This window comes from Streptomyces sp. TLI_55, from assembly GCF_900206255.1.
Classification (GTDB): domain Bacteria; phylum Actinomycetota; class Actinomycetes; order Streptomycetales; family Streptomycetaceae; genus Streptomyces; species Streptomyces aquilus.
In genome coordinates, this window is sequence record NZ_OAOJ01000001.1 from 3,814,225 (window position 1) to 3,830,743 (window position 16,519).

The 16,519-nt window shown below is 72.2% G+C and carries 15 protein-coding genes and 1 tRNA gene; 11 read left to right on the top strand and 5 right to left on the bottom strand.

Features of this window, described 5'->3' with window-relative positions; genetic code table 11:
• Positions 1-149: 149 nt before the first annotated feature.
• Both CRP56_RS17540 and CRP56_RS17545 read left to right on the top strand, forming a co-directional pair.
• Positions 150-1,652 carry an MFS transporter gene (locus CRP56_RS17540; RefSeq protein ID WP_373559649.1) on the top strand — a complete coding sequence of 501 codons (1,503 nt, stop codon included), beginning with the start codon at positions 150-152 and terminating at the stop codon, positions 1,650-1,652.
• A 19-nt stretch (positions 1,653-1,671) separates the two neighbouring features.
• Complete coding sequence (locus CRP56_RS17545) at positions 1,672-2,172, top strand: GNAT family N-acetyltransferase (protein ID WP_097265113.1); 501 nt, start codon at positions 1,672-1,674, stop codon at positions 2,170-2,172.
• Positions 2,173-2,233: 61 nt separating this feature from the next.
• Here the strand turns inward: CRP56_RS17545 and CRP56_RS17550 are convergent, their stop codons facing one another.
• Positions 2,234-2,989, bottom strand: coding sequence for an NAD(P)-dependent oxidoreductase (locus tag CRP56_RS17550; protein WP_097265115.1), 756 nt, complete (start codon positions 2,987-2,989; stop codon positions 2,234-2,236).
• A gap of 518 nt (positions 2,990-3,507) precedes the next feature.
• Between CRP56_RS17550 and CRP56_RS17555 the strand changes: the two genes are divergently transcribed.
• The 4 genes from CRP56_RS17555 (at position 3,508) to CRP56_RS17570 (ending at position 7,048) form a co-directional block, all read left to right on the top strand.
• The gene (locus CRP56_RS17555; protein WP_097265117.1) at positions 3,508-3,945 is read left to right on the top strand and encodes a DUF485 domain-containing protein; all 438 of its coding nucleotides are present in this window, start codon (positions 3,508-3,510) and stop codon (positions 3,943-3,945) included.
• Positions 3,942-5,552 carry a sodium/solute symporter gene (locus CRP56_RS17560; protein ID WP_097265119.1) on the top strand — a complete coding sequence of 537 codons (1,611 nt, stop codon included), beginning with the start codon at positions 3,942-3,944 and terminating at the stop codon, positions 5,550-5,552. Before CRP56_RS17555 ends, CRP56_RS17560 begins: the two co-directional genes overlap by 4 nt.
• A 135-nt stretch (positions 5,553-5,687) precedes the next feature.
• Positions 5,688-6,071, top strand: coding sequence for a DoxX family protein (locus tag CRP56_RS17565; RefSeq protein WP_097265121.1), 384 nt, complete (start codon positions 5,688-5,690; stop codon positions 6,069-6,071).
• Positions 6,072-6,136: 65 nt separating this feature from the next.
• Positions 6,137-7,048, top strand: coding sequence for an RNA polymerase sigma-70 factor (locus CRP56_RS17570; RefSeq protein ID WP_097265123.1), 912 nt, complete (start codon positions 6,137-6,139; stop codon positions 7,046-7,048).
• Between the two features lie 27 nt (positions 7,049-7,075).
• Here the strand turns inward: CRP56_RS17570 and CRP56_RS17575 are convergent, their stop codons facing one another.
• A complete protein-coding gene (locus tag CRP56_RS17575; RefSeq protein ID WP_097265125.1) occupies positions 7,076-7,963 on the bottom strand; it encodes a cellulose-binding protein in 888 nt (295 codons plus the stop codon).
• Positions 7,964-8,248: 285 nt separating this feature from the next.
• On the bottom strand, positions 8,249-11,140 hold the full coding sequence (locus CRP56_RS17580; RefSeq protein WP_373559650.1) for an SUKH-4 family immunity protein: 2,892 nt from the start codon (positions 11,138-11,140) through the stop codon (positions 8,249-8,251).
• 55 nt (positions 11,141-11,195) lie between these two features.
• On the opposite strand from CRP56_RS17580, the gene CRP56_RS48405 reads away from it, so the two are divergent.
• Positions 11,196-11,447 (top strand): hypothetical protein, encoded by a 252-nt coding sequence (locus CRP56_RS48405; protein WP_245695418.1) that lies wholly within the window; start codon positions 11,196-11,198, stop codon positions 11,445-11,447.
• Between the two features lie 73 nt (positions 11,448-11,520).
• Here CRP56_RS48405 and CRP56_RS17585 read toward each other — a convergent pair whose 3' ends face one another.
• The gene (locus tag CRP56_RS17585) at positions 11,521-12,552 is read right to left on the bottom strand and encodes an SMI1/KNR4 family protein (RefSeq protein ID WP_097274170.1); all 1,032 of its coding nucleotides are present in this window, start codon (positions 12,550-12,552) and stop codon (positions 11,521-11,523) included.
• A 365-nt stretch (positions 12,553-12,917) separates the two neighbouring features.
• Here CRP56_RS17585 and CRP56_RS17590 point away from each other — a divergent pair, with 365 nt between their 5' ends.
• Together CRP56_RS17590 and CRP56_RS17595 are read left to right on the top strand one after the other, a co-directional pair.
• Complete coding sequence (locus tag CRP56_RS17590; protein WP_097265129.1) at positions 12,918-13,472, top strand: YwqJ-related putative deaminase; 555 nt, start codon at positions 12,918-12,920, stop codon at positions 13,470-13,472.
• A gap of 56 nt (positions 13,473-13,528) precedes the next feature.
• The gene (locus CRP56_RS17595) at positions 13,529-14,023 is read left to right on the top strand and encodes an SUKH-3 domain-containing protein (protein ID WP_097265131.1); all 495 of its coding nucleotides are present in this window, start codon (positions 13,529-13,531) and stop codon (positions 14,021-14,023) included.
• 61 nt (positions 14,024-14,084) lie between these two features.
• Here CRP56_RS17595 and CRP56_RS17600 read toward each other — a convergent pair whose 3' ends face one another.
• Positions 14,085-15,395: a sensor histidine kinase gene (locus CRP56_RS17600; RefSeq protein WP_097265133.1), complete on the bottom strand. Its 1,311-nt coding sequence runs from the start codon at positions 15,393-15,395 to the stop codon at positions 14,085-14,087.
• Positions 15,396-15,562: 167 nt separating this feature from the next.
• On the opposite strand from CRP56_RS17600, the gene CRP56_RS17605 reads away from it, so the two are divergent.
• Positions 15,563-16,426 carry a helix-turn-helix domain-containing protein gene (locus tag CRP56_RS17605; RefSeq protein WP_097265135.1) on the top strand — a complete coding sequence of 288 codons (864 nt, stop codon included), beginning with the start codon at positions 15,563-15,565 and terminating at the stop codon, positions 16,424-16,426.
• 13 nt (positions 16,427-16,439) lie between these two features.
• Positions 16,440-16,514, top strand: a tRNA-Gln gene (locus tag CRP56_RS17610).
• Positions 16,515-16,519: the final 5 nt, after the last annotated feature.

Sequence of the window (16,519 nt, forward strand, 5' to 3'; positions counted from 1 at the left end):
CAGACCCCTAGGGGCAGTCCACCCCCGGGTGGAGCCGATCTCGGGGTCCGCTCCACCCTTCCGCGCGATCAGGCTGCACCCTGCCGCCACGTGAGGGTCAAGTGAGAGGGTGGTCGGCGGCAGATAGATGCAAGGGGAAAGGATCTTTGGTGGACCAGGGGGGCACGGACATACAGCCGGCCGCGACGGACGCGGACCCGCGCGGCTCGCACCGGCGCGGTGCCGTCGTGGCCGCGCTGATGCTCGCGATGGCGCTGGCCGCGCTGGACGCCACCATCGTCTCGACGGCCGTCCCGCAGATCGTCGGCGACCTGGGCGGCTTCTCCGTCTTCTCGTGGCTGTTCTCGGGCTATCTGCTGGCCGTTACGGTGACGCTGCCCGTCTACGGCAAGCTGTCCGACACCTTCGGCCGCAAGCCGGTGCTGGTCGCGGGCGCGGCACTCTTCCTGCTCGGCTCCCTGCTGTGCGCGCTCGCCTGGAACATGGCCGCCCTCATCGCGTTCCGCGTGGTGCAGGGCCTGGGCGGCGGCGCCCTCCAGGGCACCGTGCAGACCCTGGCCGCCGACCTCTACCCCCTCAAGGAGCGCCCGAAGATCCAGTCGAAGCTCTCCACGGTGTGGGCGGTGTCCGCGGTGGCCGGACCCGGCGTGGGCGGCCTCCTGGCGGCCTACGCGGACTGGCGCTGGATCTTCCTCGTGAACCTCCCGATCGGCGCCGTGGCGCTGTGGCTGATCGTCCGTCACCTGCACGAGCCGGAACGGACCTCGACCGTACGCCCGCGGATCGACTGGGCGGGCGCGCTCGCGGTGTTCGCGTGCGGGGGCGTGTTGTTGACGGCGCTGGTGCAGGGCGGGGTGGCCTGGCCGTGGCTGTCGGCGCCCTCCCTGGGCCTGTTCGGTACGGGACTCGCGCTGGTGGCGGTCGTGGTGGCCGTGGAGCGCCGGGCGGCCGAGCCGATCATCCCGGGGTGGGTGTGGCGGCGCCGTACGATCGCCGCGGTGAACCTGGCGCTGGGCGCGCTGGGCCTGCTGATGGTGGCGCCCTCGGTGTTCCTGCCGACGTACGCCCAGTCGGTGTTGGGTCTTGCGCCGGTGGCCGCCGGATTCGTGCTGTCCGTCTGGACGTTGACCTGGCCGGTGTCGGCCGCGCTGAGTCAGCACGTGTACCGGAGGATCGGTTTCCGCAACACCGCGATGCTCGGGATCGGGACGGCGGCGCTGGTGCTGTTCGCGTTCCCCTTCCTGCCGTACCCGGGCCGGGCCTGGCAGCCGACGGTGCTGATGCTGGTCCTCGGCGCCGCCCTGGGGCTGTTCCAACTGCCGCTGATCGTCGGGGTGCAGTCGACGGTGGGCTGGGCCGAGCGCGGCACGACGACGGCCTCCGTCCTGTTCTGCCGGCAGATCGGACAGACCTTCGGCGCCGCGCTGTTCGGGGCGGTCGCCAACGGGGTGCTGGCCGCCCGGCTCGGCGGCGCGAGCGACCTCGACTCCGTCACGCGCGCGTTGGACGCCGGTACGGCCCCCGAGACGACCCGGCGGGCCATCGCGGACGCCGTCCACGCCGTGTACCTGGGGGCGTCGTGCGCGGCGGCACTGGCGTTCCTGGTGCTGCTGTTCCTGGCGCCGCGGAAATTCCCGGTGCTGTCCGAGTGAGCCGCCGTAGAGTGCCCACATGGTGAGGCTGGAGCGGCTGCGGGCGGATCACGAGGAGGCGTTGCTGGCCTTCGAGTCGGAGAACCGGGAGTACTTCGCGCAGACGGTGCCCGACCGCGGGGACGACTACTTCGCCCACTTCACCGCGCGCCTGCGCGCGCTGCTGGACGAACAGGACGCCGGGATCTGCCACTTCCACGTCATCCGGGACCAGGAGGGCACGCTGGTGGGCCGGATCAACCTCATGGACGTGGCGGCGGGCCGGGCGGAACTGGGCTATCGCGTCGCGCAGCGGTCGGCGGGCAAGGGCGTCGCCACGGCGGCGGTGCGCGAGATCTGCCGGACGGTGGGGCCCTCGTACGGACTGCACTCGCTCACCGCGAAGACGACGGAGGACAACAAGGCCTCCCGGACGGTCCTCGAACGCAACGGCTTCGTGCTCACCGAGCGCATCACCCTGATGGGACGCTCCGGCGTGCGCTACGCGCGCGTGCACCCCGGCCACCGGCAGAGCGGATAGCGTCCCGGCAGACCGACCGAGCACGTCGTGACCGGCCGTCAATGGCGGGGCCGACCGGCCGTCAACGGCGGGCTCGTTCCTCCCCACCGCCGACCGGCCCACCGCCGACCTCCCTGCCCCCGACCGCCCTGCCTCCGACGGCCTCCTTGCGGATGAGGTCGAAGAGGCTCGGCGTGTTCTGTGTGGTGCGCACATCGACGTAGCGGCCCACGTGACGCCGTTCCTCGACGGCCTGCCGCAACAACTCCCGTGCCAGGTCCGGTCGCGCGGTGTACCGGCCGGGCAGCCGTTCGGTGCCCACTTCGTACGCGCTCACCTCCTCGGCGTCGAAGAGTCCACCGGGCCGCAGCACGGTCCACTCCAGTTCGCTCCTCCGCAGGACCTCTTCCATGCGCCGCATGTCCTCGTACACCGTGCGGCCCATGAACCGGGCGATCGAGGGCTCCAGCACCTTGCGGAAGAGGAAGTTCTCACCGGGGGCCGGCGTGCCGAACAGGACGGTCGAGGTGACCGCGACGAGACGGCGTACCCCGTGCCCGGCCATGGCCCGGGCGATATGGGTGACGCCGGTGGAGTAGACGGTGACCCGGTCGCGGCCGTACGGGACGCCGAGCGCCGAGACGACCGCGTCCTGCCCGGCCACGGCCCGTTCCACGGCGGCCGGGTCGTACACGTCGGCCAGGACCACCCGGGCGCCGTCCACCGGGAAGCTCTCGGGGTGGCGGGTGACCGCGGTGACCGTGTGCCCGGCCTCGACCGCCTGTTCCACCACCTGCCGCCCGGTCGGTCCGTTCGCGCCGAAGACGACGATGTTCATGGGGACTCCCTCTCGGAAGGGCTCGCCTCTCGGAGAGGCGCGCCTTTCGGATGGCTTATGTGCACCCCAAGAGGGCGGGCCGCCCGGGAGTGTGACTCCGACGGGCGCCGGTGAGACTTGGGCGACAGTTTCGGCGCGGACGTCACACTCCCCCAGGGCACGGCCCCCATGCCCCTTCCGGGACGAACCCGACTCCCGCAGGAGGACCGATCACCGACTGCCGCCGTCTGCTGGATCCATGGACCTCACCAGGCTTCCGGACACGGCTCGACGACGGCTCCCGAGTGCCACCGTCCGTAGCGCCCGTTCAACCCGTCGTAGCGCTGACGGCCGTTCAAAAATCTGAGTTAATCCGGGTAACACCCGAGGTCAGAGAAGTAAGCGCATACCGACCAATCAGTTTGGTGAAAAGCTCGCAACCTCCGGCTACCTACGAGTAGCGTGCGTGGCTCCGCTCGGCCCACCCCCCAACTCCCTGCGGTCCGCACCGGACCCGAGCCGCGCAAGGAGCCACCGGGATGTCACACGACCCGTACGCGTCCCCGTACCCGTCCCCGCCGCCGACCCACCCGGCGTACCCCACCTACCCCTGGCAGCCGCCCCTGGAAGACGAACCGGCGGCCACCCACCGCCGTGCGCGCCGCCCCGCCCTCGGCCACCACAGCGACCTGCGCGTCCTGCGCGGCGCGTACCGCCGGCAGCGACGCGTCGCGACCCTCACCGCGCTCGGCTACTTCACGCTATTCCTCATCCTGTCCGCCCTCGCACCGTCCCTCATGACGAGCAGCGTCACCGACGGACTGCCCACCGGCCTGCTGCTCGCCCTGCTCCAACTCCCCATCACCTGGCTGGCGATCACGCTGTACGAGCACACCGCGCGCGTGTACGTCGATCCCGTCGCCGACCGCATCCGCAGACAAGCCGCCGTCGACGCCAAGCGGGAGGCCAGGCCATGACCGGATTCAGCGACTCCGCACAGGCGATGTCCCTCGTGGCGTTCTCGGCGGTGGCCACGATCACGCTGCTGCTGTGCGTGATGACCGGCCCCGACCGCGACGACCTCGACGAGTTCTACACCGGCTACGGCTCCCTCTCCCCCATGCGCAACGGCCTCGCCATCGCGGGCGACTACATCTCCGCCGCGACCGTCCTCGGCACCGGCGGAGTGATCGCGCTGTGCGGCTACGACGGGGTCGTCCTCGCCCTCAGCACCGCCCTGTCGCTGATGCTGCTGATGTTCCTGCTGGCCGAACCCCTGCGCAACGCGGGCCGGTTCACCATGGGCGACGCGCTGGCCCGCCGGATGCCGGGACGCTCGGTACGGATCGCCGCCAGCGCGGTGACCCTCGCCGCCCTCCTGCCGCTGATGCTCGTCCAACTCGCGGGCACCGGACAGCTGCTGGCGTTCATCCTCGGCTTCTCCGGCGACTCCCTGAAGACGGGCTGCATCCTCGGCCTGGGCGTCCTGATGATCAGCTACGCGGCGATCGGCGGCATGAAGGGCACCGCCCTCATCCAGATCCTGAAGATGGTGATGCTGCTGGGTTCCGGCGCCGTGGTCGCCGTACTGATCCTCCAGCGCTACGACTGGAGTCCCGGCGCGCTGTTCGACGCGGCCGCCGCACAGAGCGGCGTCGGACCGGCGTTCCTGCACTCCGGACTCCAGTTCGCGGGCGGCCCCGCACCCCGCCTCGACATGATCGTCTCGCAGCTGACGGTGGTCGTCGGCGGCGCCTGCCTCCCGCACGTCACCATGCGCATGTACACCGCCGACAGCGCCCGCGCGGTCCGCCGCTCGATGTCCTGGGCGGTGTCGTCGGTCGTACTGTTCGTGCTCGTCATCACGGTCGTCGGGTTCGGCGCCACGGCCCTGATCGGACGCGCGGTGATCGCCGAGGCCGACCCTCAGGGCAACACGGCCTATCTGCTCGCCTCCCGCGCGGCCTTCGGCACGGAGGTCTCCACCGCCGAGACGCTGCTGTTCACCACGGTCACCACCGCGATCTTCCTCACCCTGCTCGCCTCGGTCGCCGGCATGATCCTCGCCTGCGCCAACTCCCTCGCCCACGACGTCTTCGCCGGCCACGCGCGCGAGATGACGGCACGCCGCGAGATGACCCTCGCGCGCGTGTCGGCGCTCGCCGTGGGCGTCCCGGCGATCCTGCTCGCCGCCCTCGTCCAGCACCGCAGCCTCCAGCCGCTGGTGACCCTGTCGTTCTGCCTGGGCGCCTCCGCGATCGCCCCCGCCCTCGTCTACGGCCTCTTCTGGCGCCGCTACACCCGAACCGGCCTGCTCTGCACCCTGATCGGCGGCACGCTGGTGGTCCTGCTGCTGATGCCGGGCACCAACCTCGTCTCCGGCTCACCCATATCGGCGTTCCCGGAGAGCGACTTCAACTGGTTCCCCTTCACCACGACCGGCCTCGTCTCCATCCCGGCCGGCTTCGCCTTCGGCTGGCTGGGCACGGTCGTCTCCGGACGGCGCGGGTCGGAGGAGCAGCGGCGGCAGTACGAGGCCGTGGAGGGGTGGATTCTGGCGGGGGCGGTGCGGAGGGAGGAGTAGAGGGCCGGTGGATTCTGGATTCTGGATTTCCCACCGGATTCTGGATTTCCCACCGGAAGTTCTCCGAGGGATGTCACAGGGCCGTTCGCTGTCTCGTCCAGAGGGTGCAGAGCAACCTCGATCAGGGAGTGAACGATGAACCTCGCGCTGTGGATCACCGCAGGACTGCTCGCCGCGGTGGCCCTGACCGGCGGCATCAGCAAGACCTTCGTCCCGAAGGACACCCTGGCCGCGCACAACGGCGGCGGCTGGACCGCCGACCGGAGCGTCACCTTCGTCAAGACGCTCGGCGTCGTCGAACTCCTGGCCGCCGCCGGCCTGATCCTGCCCGCGGCCGTCGGCGTCGCACCGGTCCTCGTCCCGGTGACCGCCGTCTGCTGGATTCTGCTGATGATCGGCGCGATGATCACCCATGGCCGGCGGGGCGAGATGGCCTTCGTACCGCTGAACCTGGTCTACCTCCTGCTGGCCGTGGTCATCGCGTGGGGCCGCTTCGGGCCCGGGTCCTTCGCGAGCTGACCGGCGACGCCGGACGGGCCCCGGCCGGCGGGGCCCGCACCGGTTCGAAGGGGGGAAGCCGAGTCATGGGCAGGACCGAGGAGTTCGAGGAACTGCGGCCCCTGCTGTTCTCCCTCGCCTACCGCATGCTGGGCAGCGTGGGCGAGGCCGAGGACGCCGTCCAGGAGACCTGGCTGCGCTACGCGGCCTCCCCGGTCGAACCCCGGTCGGTCAAGGCCTTCCTCTCCACCACGGTCACCCGGATCGCCATCGACGTCCTGCGCTCCGCCCGGGTACGACGGGAGGCGTACGTCGGCCCGTGGTTCCCCGAACCACTGCTCGACGACCCCTACGACGACCCGGAACGATCGGCCGAACTGGCCGACTCCGTGTCCATGGCGGCCCTGCTGCTGCTCGAACGCCTCTCCCCGCTGGAACGCGCCGTCTTCGTGCTCCGCGAGGTCTTCGACTTTGGCTTCCCCGAGGTCGCCGCGGCCGTCGGGCGCTCGGAGCCGGCATGCCGTCAACTCGCGGCACGCGCGCGGCGCCACATGTCCGAGGGCCGCCCCCGCTTCTGCGCCGACCGCGAGGAACGCGCGCAACTCGCCTCACGCTTCTTCGACGCCCTCCGGGAAGGCGACGTCACCGGCCTGCGGGACCTTCTCGCCGCCGACGTGGCGATGGTCGGCGACGGCGGCGGCAAGGCACCGCAGCTCGCCAACCCCGTCATCGGCGCCGACCGCGTGACCCGCACCCTCACCGCGCTCCTCGACCTGCACGCGCGCGTGGACGTCACGATGGAACCCCGCGAGCTGAACGGCCAGCCCGGCGCCGTCTTCCACGACCGGGACGGCAAGGTGCTCCACACCTGGACGCTGGACGTGCTCGACGGCCGCGTCCAGACGATCCGCACGGTCATCAACCCCGACAAGCTCACCCACCTCGGCCCGGTGGCGGACGCGTGGGCGCTCGCCGGGGAGGCCCGGCGGGAGCGGTAGGCAGCTGAGAGCGGGCGGGCACCGGGACTACTCCGCCGGTGCCCGGCCCGTCAGCGTCGTCAGGCTGTTGCGTACGAGGTCCATGTGGGCGCGTACGTCGTCCCAGCGCTCCCCGTGCTCGCGCAGCACCCGCTCCGTCTCGCGCGCGACGCGGTCCTCGCGCAGCCGCGCCTCCGCGAGGACCTCGGCGGCCCGGGCCCGCGCCTCCTCCTGGCGGCGGCGTGCGGCGGCCTCCGCGTCGGCGAAGGCCTGCTTCGCCTCGGACAGCGCGGCCTCCGCGCGGGCTACCTGGTCGGCGTGCAGGGCGTCCAGCGCCGCGGCGCGCTCGGTCTCCGCGCGCTCGGCCTCGGCCCAGCGCTCGGCGTGTTCCCTGGCCTGTTCGGCGAGCATGCCGGTGGTGCGCTGCCGTACCTCGCGCAACGCTTCGAGCGCCTCCGTGCGCCCCTCTTTCACTTCGCGCCGGGCGGCGATGCGGATCTCGTCTGCCTCGGCGCGCGCCGCGAGGAGGCGCTGGCGGGCGCGCTCTTCCGCCTCGGCGTGCACGGCGTCGGCGTGCGCCTGTGCCGCGTCGCGCACGCCGTTCGCGCGCGCCTGCGCCGCCTCCGCGAGGCGCTGCGCCTCCTGCCGCGCGCCCTCACGCACGGCCGCCGCCTCCTCCTGGCCGAGCTGGAAGATCCGGCGCGCACGCTCCCCGAGCGTCTCGTACGACTGCGGCGCGAGCCGCGCGACCGTCTCGCGCAGCGCCTCCAGCTCCGCCTCCATCTCCTTGGCGAGCACGGTCAGACGGGCGGCACGCTCCCAGGAGGCGTCACGGTCCTGCGAGAGCGCCGCGGCGTACGCGTCGACCTGATCGGGACGGTAGCCGCGCCCCCGTACGACCACGAAGCCGTGGGACGAGGCAGGTGTGCCGCTCATCCTGGAACCCCTCTCCATCAAAAGGACGCAAAATGATGATTTCGCGCACATCTTGATGTATCAGGCATAACAGTGCATAACGCGACACTCCGCACAGAGGTCACGGCCGTCCCCCGGTAGGCGGGGGTACGGCCGTGTCCCGTACCGGTGAACGCGGGCGACGACGCTCGCGAGGTGCTCCGGTACGACGAAGAGGCGGCCCCGGTCGCCGTGACCGGACCCGCCTCCCCTGCATCTTCTGCGTCGCCGACGCGACGGGCCCTACAGCGCTACAGCGCTGCAGCCCTATAGAAGCCCGTCCCACATCTGCTCGAGCAGCACCGACCACCAGCTCTCCGGCGAACCCAGCGCCGCCGGGTCCAGGGAGGCCAGCTGCGCCTGGAAGTCGACGGTCCAACGGCCCGCCTGCTCCTGGTTCAGCCCGAACCTGAGCCGCCACATCCGCCCCAGCAGCGCCAGGCACCGCTGGAACTCGGGCAGCCCCGTGTTCACGAACTGCGGCGGCACGGGCGCCCCACCGGGCCCCGCTTCCACCGGCACGGCCACGATGTTCGCCGTCCCGTACTGCACACAGATCGCCCGGCCGAAGTCACTGCCCATCACCAGGTACGACCCCGCGTCCGCGGCCGGCTGCACCCCGCGCTCCTGCGCCAGCTCCGCGAGCGTCGGCACGGGCCGGCCCGGCTGGGCCTGCGCCCAGAAGAACGGACCCATGTCCATCGGCAGCCCCGCCGCGACCAACGAGTGCGCCACCATCGGCGGCACCCCCTGCCGGGACACCGCGGCCTGCTCGAACCGGAAGATCCCCGGCCCGAACGCCCCCGCCAGCTCCTGCGCCACACCCTCCGGCGGAATCGGCGGCGCCGCCTGCACCGGCGGAAGCGGGGCGCGCACCGGTCCCGGCCGCGCCGGCCCGTCCGCCACCTGGTGCAACTCGCCCTGGTGCGCCAGCAACTGCTGCATCCCCTGCTGCCGGCTCGCGTGGTCCGTGCCGTACGGCGCGATGCTCGCGAGCCGCGCCTGCGGCCACTGCTCCCGGATCATCCGCGCGCAGTACGCCCCCGGCAGCTCACACGACTCCAACTCCGTGTGCAGCTCCAGCACCTGGTCCGGCGGGATGTTCATCGCCCGCAGCTCGTGGAAGATCTGCCACTCCGGGTGCGGCGTACCCGGCGCCGAACGCCGGATCAGCTGCTGCTCCGACCCGTCCTGCGCGCGGTAGCGCAACACGGCCTGGTAGCCCGGGCCGACGATCGGCTGCCCCTGCTGCGGGTATCCGTACGCCGGCGCCTGACCGGGCGCGGGCTGCCCCGGCGGCGGTACGGCACCGGGCGGCATCCCACCAGGGGGCGGCACCGCGCCGGGAGGCACCGCGCCAGGAGGTACCGCGCCGGGCGCCATCGGCTGAGGGGCGCCCGGCGCCATGCCGGGGGCGCCCGGAACACCGGGTGCGCCGGGCATGCCGGGTGCACCCGGGGCTTGCGGCGGCGGAGGCGCGCCGGGGCCGCCGACCGGCGGCGCGGCCAGCATGGTCTCCGCCTGGTGAACCGCACCTCGCGCACCACCGGCAGAGCCCTGCGCGCCCGGCGCACCAGGCATACCCGGGGCGCCCGGAGGCTGCGGTGCGCCGGGGACACCCGGGGCACCGGGGGCGTGCGGAGCCCCAGGACCGCCAGGCGCGCCCGCGACACCGGGGGCGCCAGGAACTCCCGGAGCACCCGGCGCGTGAGGTGCACCCGGGGCGCCCGGAGGAGTCTGCGCGCCCGGCGCACCGGGCATGACAGGGGCGCCCGGCGGCTGCGGCGCGCCCCCACCCGGGCCCATACGCCCCGGGTCGGCCAGCATCGTCGCGGCATGGTGCATGCCGCCCGGAGGCGTACCGCCGGGCGGGTTCGGCGCACCGGGCGGCTGGGGGGCGCCCGGAGGAGTCTGCGCGCCGGGTCCCCCGGGCACACCCTCAGGACCGTCGGGCCCGAGCGCGGACACGAGTTGCGTCGGCACATACCCACCGGCCGGCGCTCCCGGCGTACCAGGCGCACCCGGCGCAGGAGGAGGCGTACCGCCCGGCCGCGCGCCCGGCGCCCCCGGGGCACCCGGCGGCGGAGGCGGCGTCGCACCCCCACGCGCACGGCGCGGCGGAGGCGCCGCCTTGCTGGTCGCGGCGTCGGCGATGTCCCCGGCGTTCGGCGCGAGCGGCCGCTCGGGCACCCCCGGACCGCCGACCCCGCCGACGCCCACAGGAGGCTGAGGCGCCCCCGGCGCACCCCCCGGCCCCTGCGGATAGCCATAAGAAGGAGCACCCGGAACAGGCGGCGGCGTACTGCCCTGCGGCGCACCCGGCGCGGGCACGGGCGGCACACCCGGAGGGGGCGTACCCGGCGCTCCCGCACCACCCACACCCCCCGCACCCTGCGGATACCCGTACGCCGCGCCACCCGGCACCGGCGCAGGCGCACCCGGCGGCACCGCACCACCCGGCGCAGGCGCACTCCCCACCGGCGCACCCGGCACACCCTGCGCCCCAGGCGCACCCGGCACCCCGAGCGCCCCGTGCCCGCCAGGAACCACCGGCGCGCCCGGACCACCAGGCGCCGGCGCACCCGCAGACGCACCCGGCGCATGCGGATCGTCGAGCGCCGGTGCGAGCGCCGTCGGCGGAAGCTGGCTGCCGCCCGAGATGAGCGCGGTCTTGGCCTCCGGCGGCGTCGTGGGCGGCGGAGTGTCGTCGTCGGTCCCGCTCAGCGGCGGCGCGAACACGGTCGCGGGCAACGGCACCGAACGATCGTCACCCGCATCGGCGTTGGTGTCGGTTCCGGCCCACGGAGTCGCCCCGGCAGGCACACCAGGCGCCCCCGGCGCACTCGACGCAGCGGGCGCCCCCGGCGCACCACCCGCCGAAGCCGCACCGGTACCAGCACCGGCACCGGACCCCGCACCGGACCCCACAGCCCCGTTCCCCGACCCGACCGGCACCCCGGCCTGCGTCTCAGGCAACGCCGAAGACCCAGCCCCAACACCGAACCCGGCATGGACACCGGCACCGGCACCGGCACCGGCCGAACCCTCAGCCGCCCCGGCACCAGCCCCACCACCGACCCCGGCACCAGGCCCACCACCGAAACCAGACTCACTACCGGCCCCGGCACCGGCCCCCGCCCGCCGATCCGGAATCCCCAACTGATCCGCCGCCTCCTGCAACCACTCCGGCGGCGTCAGAAGGAACGACGTCTGATTGAGATCGACCCGAGCCGCAGGCGCCGACGCGGCCGCAGCAGCGGCGTCCTCGGCAGCGCGCCCGTACTCCTCCTCGTACCGGCGGATCACCTCCCCCACCGGCAGCGCCGGCCACAACGTGGCCTCCCCGCTGTCCCGGGCGAGCACCAGCCGCTGCGCGCCGCCGTCCGAACGCGGACCGTCCGCACGGTCCTCCGCCCACACCACGAACCCGAGCTCGAACTCCCGCACCCGCACCTCACGATGCTGATACGAGGGAACGTCCCCGTTGATCCACTCTTCGGCGCGCTCCTGCGCCTGCGCGAACGTCACCATCGGTCAGCTCACTCCCCAGCCCCGGCAACAGCCCCGGCTCCAGCCCCAGTTCCGGCCCCGGCGACAGCCACCGGCACGGACCGCGCGAAACCGCCGTCCACCATCAGGTTCGCCACCGTCTCCAACTCCGGCGGAGAACCCGCCAGTCGGGACAGGAACACATCGAAGTCATCGCCGCACGGCAGCAACAGCCGCTCCACCCGCTCCGCCGGCGCCAGCGAAGGATCGACGTCGCGGGCGTCGTCGTACGCGCAGAACCAGACCGAACCGATCCGGTCGCCCTTCACCTTCACGGCCAGCAGTCCGCCCTGCACGAAGCCGACACCCAAGTAGTCCTTGGTCAGATGGTCACGCAGGCACTTGTTCACGTACACGAGGTCGTTGACGGCCGCCTCGTCCCGCACCGTGAAGAACGGCTGGTCGACCAGCAGACCCAACTCCGGGTCCAGAGCCGTCCCCACCGGGGCACACCCACCCGCCGCCTTCAAGAACGACCGGTACGCACCCGGCAGCCGGTACCCGAGATCCTCCTCGACCCCCAGCACCTGCGACTCCGACACCGCCGCACCCGACTTCGGCAACCCGAAGTGCGCGGGCCGCGTCTCCTGCAACGGCCGCGTCCCCCGCTTCCCGTGCTCCACCGCCGCCGTCGCGATCCCGCCGTGATGCCGCAGCAACGCCTTCACCTCGACCGGCACCAGCTCAAGACGGCGCGAACCCACCACGTGATGCCACGTCCAGCCGTGCGGCGTCGCCACCGCCGGAATCGTGTCCCACAGCTCATGGCCCGTCGCCGCGAGCGCCGCGTTCGCCGACACATAGTCCGTCAGCCGCAACTCGTCGACACCGAAACCCTCCGGCGGATCGGCGATCTCCGCAGCCGCACGCGCATACGCCGAGAAGTCCGGATAGCCGCGCTCGTCCACCCGCACCCCCCTCGGGTGACGGGCAGCCCGGACCGGATCCGGGAAATGCACGACCTGCCCGGCATAGGCCGCGTTCGGCGGCGCGGCTTGCTGCCCGAGCCGACCTGTCGTCATGGCGGTTGCCCCCTGCGGCACTCTGATACGGCCCACGGCGACCGGCCCGGCCCCGGTCCACCCGGCTCCGCCCCGCCACCCCAGCCCGTATTCGACTTCTCCGACGTTCTCCAGCGTGTTGACCGCATACACGCAGTCGCATACACGCAGTCGCACACACGCGGTCGCATACATGCGGGTGCCGACAGCCTATGCGGTACGACGACACCGGTCACCGGGCACCGGTCAGCCGCCCTCCGCTTCCGTGACCAGCCGTCACCCCGCCGTGACAGCCCGCCCAAACCCGGGCGTGTCGCACCGCCCCAGCTTCCGCACCAGCCACGGCATTTGGCACTCTGTGTGATCCGGGGGGATGCTCGGAGGGGATGATGATCATGAATACGGCGCAGACGGGACCGCACCCAGGGCCGCGACCAGCCACACCCGGCGACCCGCGGACCGCCCTGTCCGGCGACCCGCGCATCGGCTGGAGCAGCGAAGCCGCCCACGCCCCCACCCTGCGCCACCGCCGCGACGGCATACTCCCCACCGTCGCCGCCGCCCTCTCCGTCCGCGGCGCCACCCTCACCGGCACCGCCGCCCGCGGCGACGAGGCACCATCCCTGCACCCCCTCGTGCAGGACTTCCTCGACACCCTCACCTCCACCCAGCGCGACCGCTTCACCGGCCGCTGCGCCGAGACGATCCTCATCTCCCGCCACCTCACCGCCGCCGACGCCGCCCGCACCAAACGCGCCGCCCGCAAACCCATGACCAACGGCGAGGCCCGCAAAGCCCTCAAGCAGGCCAAACTCACCGCCCGCCGCATCCGCGAGGACGGCGACCCCCTCCACGGCAGCTTCGCCGCCCCCTGCCGCGCCTGCACCGCGCTCAGCGCCCACTTCGGCGTACGCATCGTCGACCCCGCGGCGGACGACTGACCCCCCACCCAGCACCACAGCCGCACCACACCCATGACCACGACGATCGAAGGCAGATGCACCCGGACCGCACCAGCACCACCCGCTTCCCCGTACCCGTCGACGCCGCCCTGCGCGCAGCCGGCTGGCAACCCGGACGCTGGGACATCAAGCAAGCCGAGATCTGGGCCGACGCCCTCCGCGACCACACCTCACCCGCCGGCCACCGCCACACCGTCTTCCCCGCCGCGGTAGAAGCCTGGGCCGAGTTCGGCGGCCTCCACATCACCCCCACCGGCCCCGGCCGCCAGGTCGCCCCCGCCCACCTCCACCTCGACCCCCTGCACGGCCTCCACATGGCCCGCACCCTCGCCGACCTCGGCCGCGCCCTCGACACCGACGTCTGCCCCCTCGGCACCGAGACCGAGACCGCCGCCCTCCTCGCCATCGACGCCGAAGGCCGCGCCTACGTCCTCGACCACACCGGCGACTGGTACCTCGGCCCCGACATCGACCACGCCCTCGCCGCGCTGGTCGCAGGCATAGAGCCGGTACGCCTCACGGCAGGCTGAAACCACACAGGCCGACGGGGCACCGCGACGCGGCGCTACGACGCGGCGCTACGACGCGGCGCTACGACGCCGGAATCACCGCCGACACCCGAAAACCCCCCGCATCCGTCGGCCCGGACACGAACACCCCGCCCAGCGCGGCGACCCGCTCCTTCATCCCCACCAGCCCGTTCCCCCCGGACGGCAACCGCGCCGACGACGCCACCGACACCTCCGGCGGCGGCTCGTTCTCCACCTGCATCGCGATCTCCGACCCCCGATGCGCGAGCCGGACATGCGTCTTCGCCCCCGCCGCATGCTTGTGGACGTTGGTCAACGCCTCCTGCACCACCCGGTACGCGGTCTGCTCGATCTCCCCCGCGTACGACCGCACATCCCCCTCCACGGTCAGATCCACGACCATCCCCGCGGCCGCCGACTGCCCGATCAACTCCTCCAACTCCGACAGACAAGGCCCGTCGGACTCCTCCACGGCCCGCGAAGCGGCAGCGGCAGCGGCGACCCCCACCGCGACCAACGGCACGGCAGCCTGCCGCACACCACCACGACCGCCGTCCCCGCTCCGCAACACCCCGAGCATCTCCCGCAACTCGGTCAACGCCTGCCGCCCCATGTCCCCCACCAACGCGGCATTCTTGACGGCCTTCTCCGGATCCTTCCGCGCAACGGCCTGCAACGCGGCGGCATGCACGACCATCAAACTCACCCGATGCGCGACGACGTCATGCATCTCCCGGGCGATCCGGGTCCGCTCCTCATTACGCGCCCACTCAGCCCGCTCCTCCGCCCGCTCGGCAAGCAGCTGAAGCTCCCGCTCAAGACTGTCGGCACGCTCGCGCAAGCTCTCCATGAGCCGCCGCCGAGCCCCGACATACAGCCCGAGCAGCAAGGGCGGCGCGGTAAGCCCGATGGAAATCGCGATCGCGGCAAACGGAACGGACCAACTCCCGAGATCGCTCTCCCCCGTCTCCATGCTCTGCCGCACCCGCACGAACATCACGATCAGCATGCCGACGAACGACATCCCGGCCAGCGACCCGATGATCCGCCGGGGCAGCTCGGAGGCGGCGAGGGTGTACAGCCCGACGATGCCCATGAGATACCCCATCTGGGCAGGCGTGATCGCGATGGACACCAGCACCACCGCGATCGGCCACTTCCGCCGCACCAGCAGCGCGGCGCCGGCGAGCGCCCCGAAGACGACCCCCGCCGCCTCCGGAATCCCGGCGTCCCTGGCGAAGTCGACGCCCTCGACCGCACACTCCAGCACGGAGACGAACGCGAGACCGATGTCCAACAGTGCGGTACGCCACCTGGCCCACCACCACGGCCCCGTCCGGGCCGCGGCGTGGTCTTCCCCCGTCGTGGTCATGCCTCCAGCCTACGGGCGCCGGGTGCGGCTTTTCCGGTGAGTTTCCGGTACTGGCCTACACCACACGCCATGACCGGCCAGAAGCGAAACCGCCCGATTTCCCTCGAACTGCTGAACCAGCCCCTGTTCGACCCCGGAAGCGGAGATTCCGTCTGGACGGTATGCCTATGGCAACTTCACTTGGCAAATACGCGGACTTCGAGGGGCTGCGGGAGCGGGCGGTGGCGTTACGGCGTGCAGGACTCAGCCGATGCCAGATCCGCGACCGCCTACACGTCCACAACAACGACATCCTCAACCGCCTCCTGGAGGGCGAGCCCCCTCCGGAATGGACGAAGCGCCCGAACGCGAAGGACGACCTGAGGGCCAGGGCGCGGGAGCTACGGCTCCAGGGCTGGACGTACGACCAGATCCAGGTGGAGCTGGGGTGCTCTAAGAGTTCGATCTCGTTGTGGGTGCGGGATCTGCCGAAGCCGGAAAGGCGCAAGCGGACGCGTGAGGAGGCCTCGGCGATCGCGAAGCGCGGTTGGGAAGCCACGTTGCGCCTGCGGGAAGAAGAGCGGCAGGCCACCAAGCGGACGGCAGCTCAGCAGATCGGGCAGATGACCGACCGCGAGCTGTTCATGGTCGGGGTAGGCCTCTACTGGGCCGAGGGCACCAAGAGCAAGCCGTACCGCCGACAGGAGCGCGTTACCTTCGTCAACAGCGACCCGGACATGATCACCCTCTTCCTGGCTTGGCTGAACCTGCTCGACGTCGAGCCGGGGCGCCTCAAGTTCGCCGTGCATATCCACCAGACCGCAGACGTGGCATGGGCCGAGCAGTTCTGGGCGGACCACGTCGGCATCGAGCGATCTGCACTTCTCAAGACGACCCTCAAGAAGCACAACCCCAGCACGAACCGGAAGAACGTCGACGAGAACTACCTCGGCTGCCTCCGTGTCGACGTGCGCGGCGGAGCCGATTTGTACCGTCGCATCGAAGGCTGGTGGTCTGGCATGGTGGTGGAGGCCAAGCGGCGAACCGCGTAGGCTGCCGTGGTGATCCCCCGTGGTGTAATCGGCAACACACGTCACTTTGGATGATGTATTTCAGGTTCGAGTCCTGGCGGGGGAGCCATGCTC

Bases quoted from the DNA above. Each gene is read 5' to 3' on its own strand.
- CRP56_RS17570 (WP_097265123.1), top strand. From the start codon at position 6,137: ATGGGCAGGACCGAGGAGTTCGAGGAACTGCGGCCCCTGCTGTTCTCC.
- CRP56_RS17590 (WP_097265129.1), top strand. From the start codon at position 12,918: ATGATGATCATGAATACGGCGCAGACGGGACCGCACCCAGGGCCGCGA.
- CRP56_RS17595 (WP_097265131.1), top strand. From the start codon at position 13,529: ATGCACCCGGACCGCACCAGCACCACCCGCTTCCCCGTACCCGTCGAC.
- CRP56_RS17585 (WP_097274170.1), bottom strand. From the start codon at position 12,552: ATGACGACAGGTCGGCTCGGGCAGCAAGCCGCGCCGCCGAACGCGGCC.
- CRP56_RS17605 (WP_097265135.1), top strand. From the start codon at position 15,563: ATGGCAACTTCACTTGGCAAATACGCGGACTTCGAGGGGCTGCGGGAG.
- CRP56_RS17575 (WP_097265125.1), bottom strand. From the start codon at position 7,963: ATGAGCGGCACACCTGCCTCGTCCCACGGCTTCGTGGTCGTACGGGGG.
- CRP56_RS17600 (WP_097265133.1), bottom strand. From the start codon at position 15,395: ATGACCACGACGGGGGAAGACCACGCCGCGGCCCGGACGGGGCCGTGG.
- CRP56_RS17545 (WP_097265113.1), top strand. From the start codon at position 1,672: ATGGTGAGGCTGGAGCGGCTGCGGGCGGATCACGAGGAGGCGTTGCTG.
- CRP56_RS17565 (WP_097265121.1), top strand. From the start codon at position 5,688: ATGAACCTCGCGCTGTGGATCACCGCAGGACTGCTCGCCGCGGTGGCC.
- CRP56_RS17555 (WP_097265117.1), top strand. From the start codon at position 3,508: ATGTCACACGACCCGTACGCGTCCCCGTACCCGTCCCCGCCGCCGACC.
- CRP56_RS17560 (WP_097265119.1), top strand. From the start codon at position 3,942: ATGACCGGATTCAGCGACTCCGCACAGGCGATGTCCCTCGTGGCGTTC.
- CRP56_RS17550 (WP_097265115.1), bottom strand. From the start codon at position 2,989: ATGAACATCGTCGTCTTCGGCGCGAACGGACCGACCGGGCGGCAGGTG.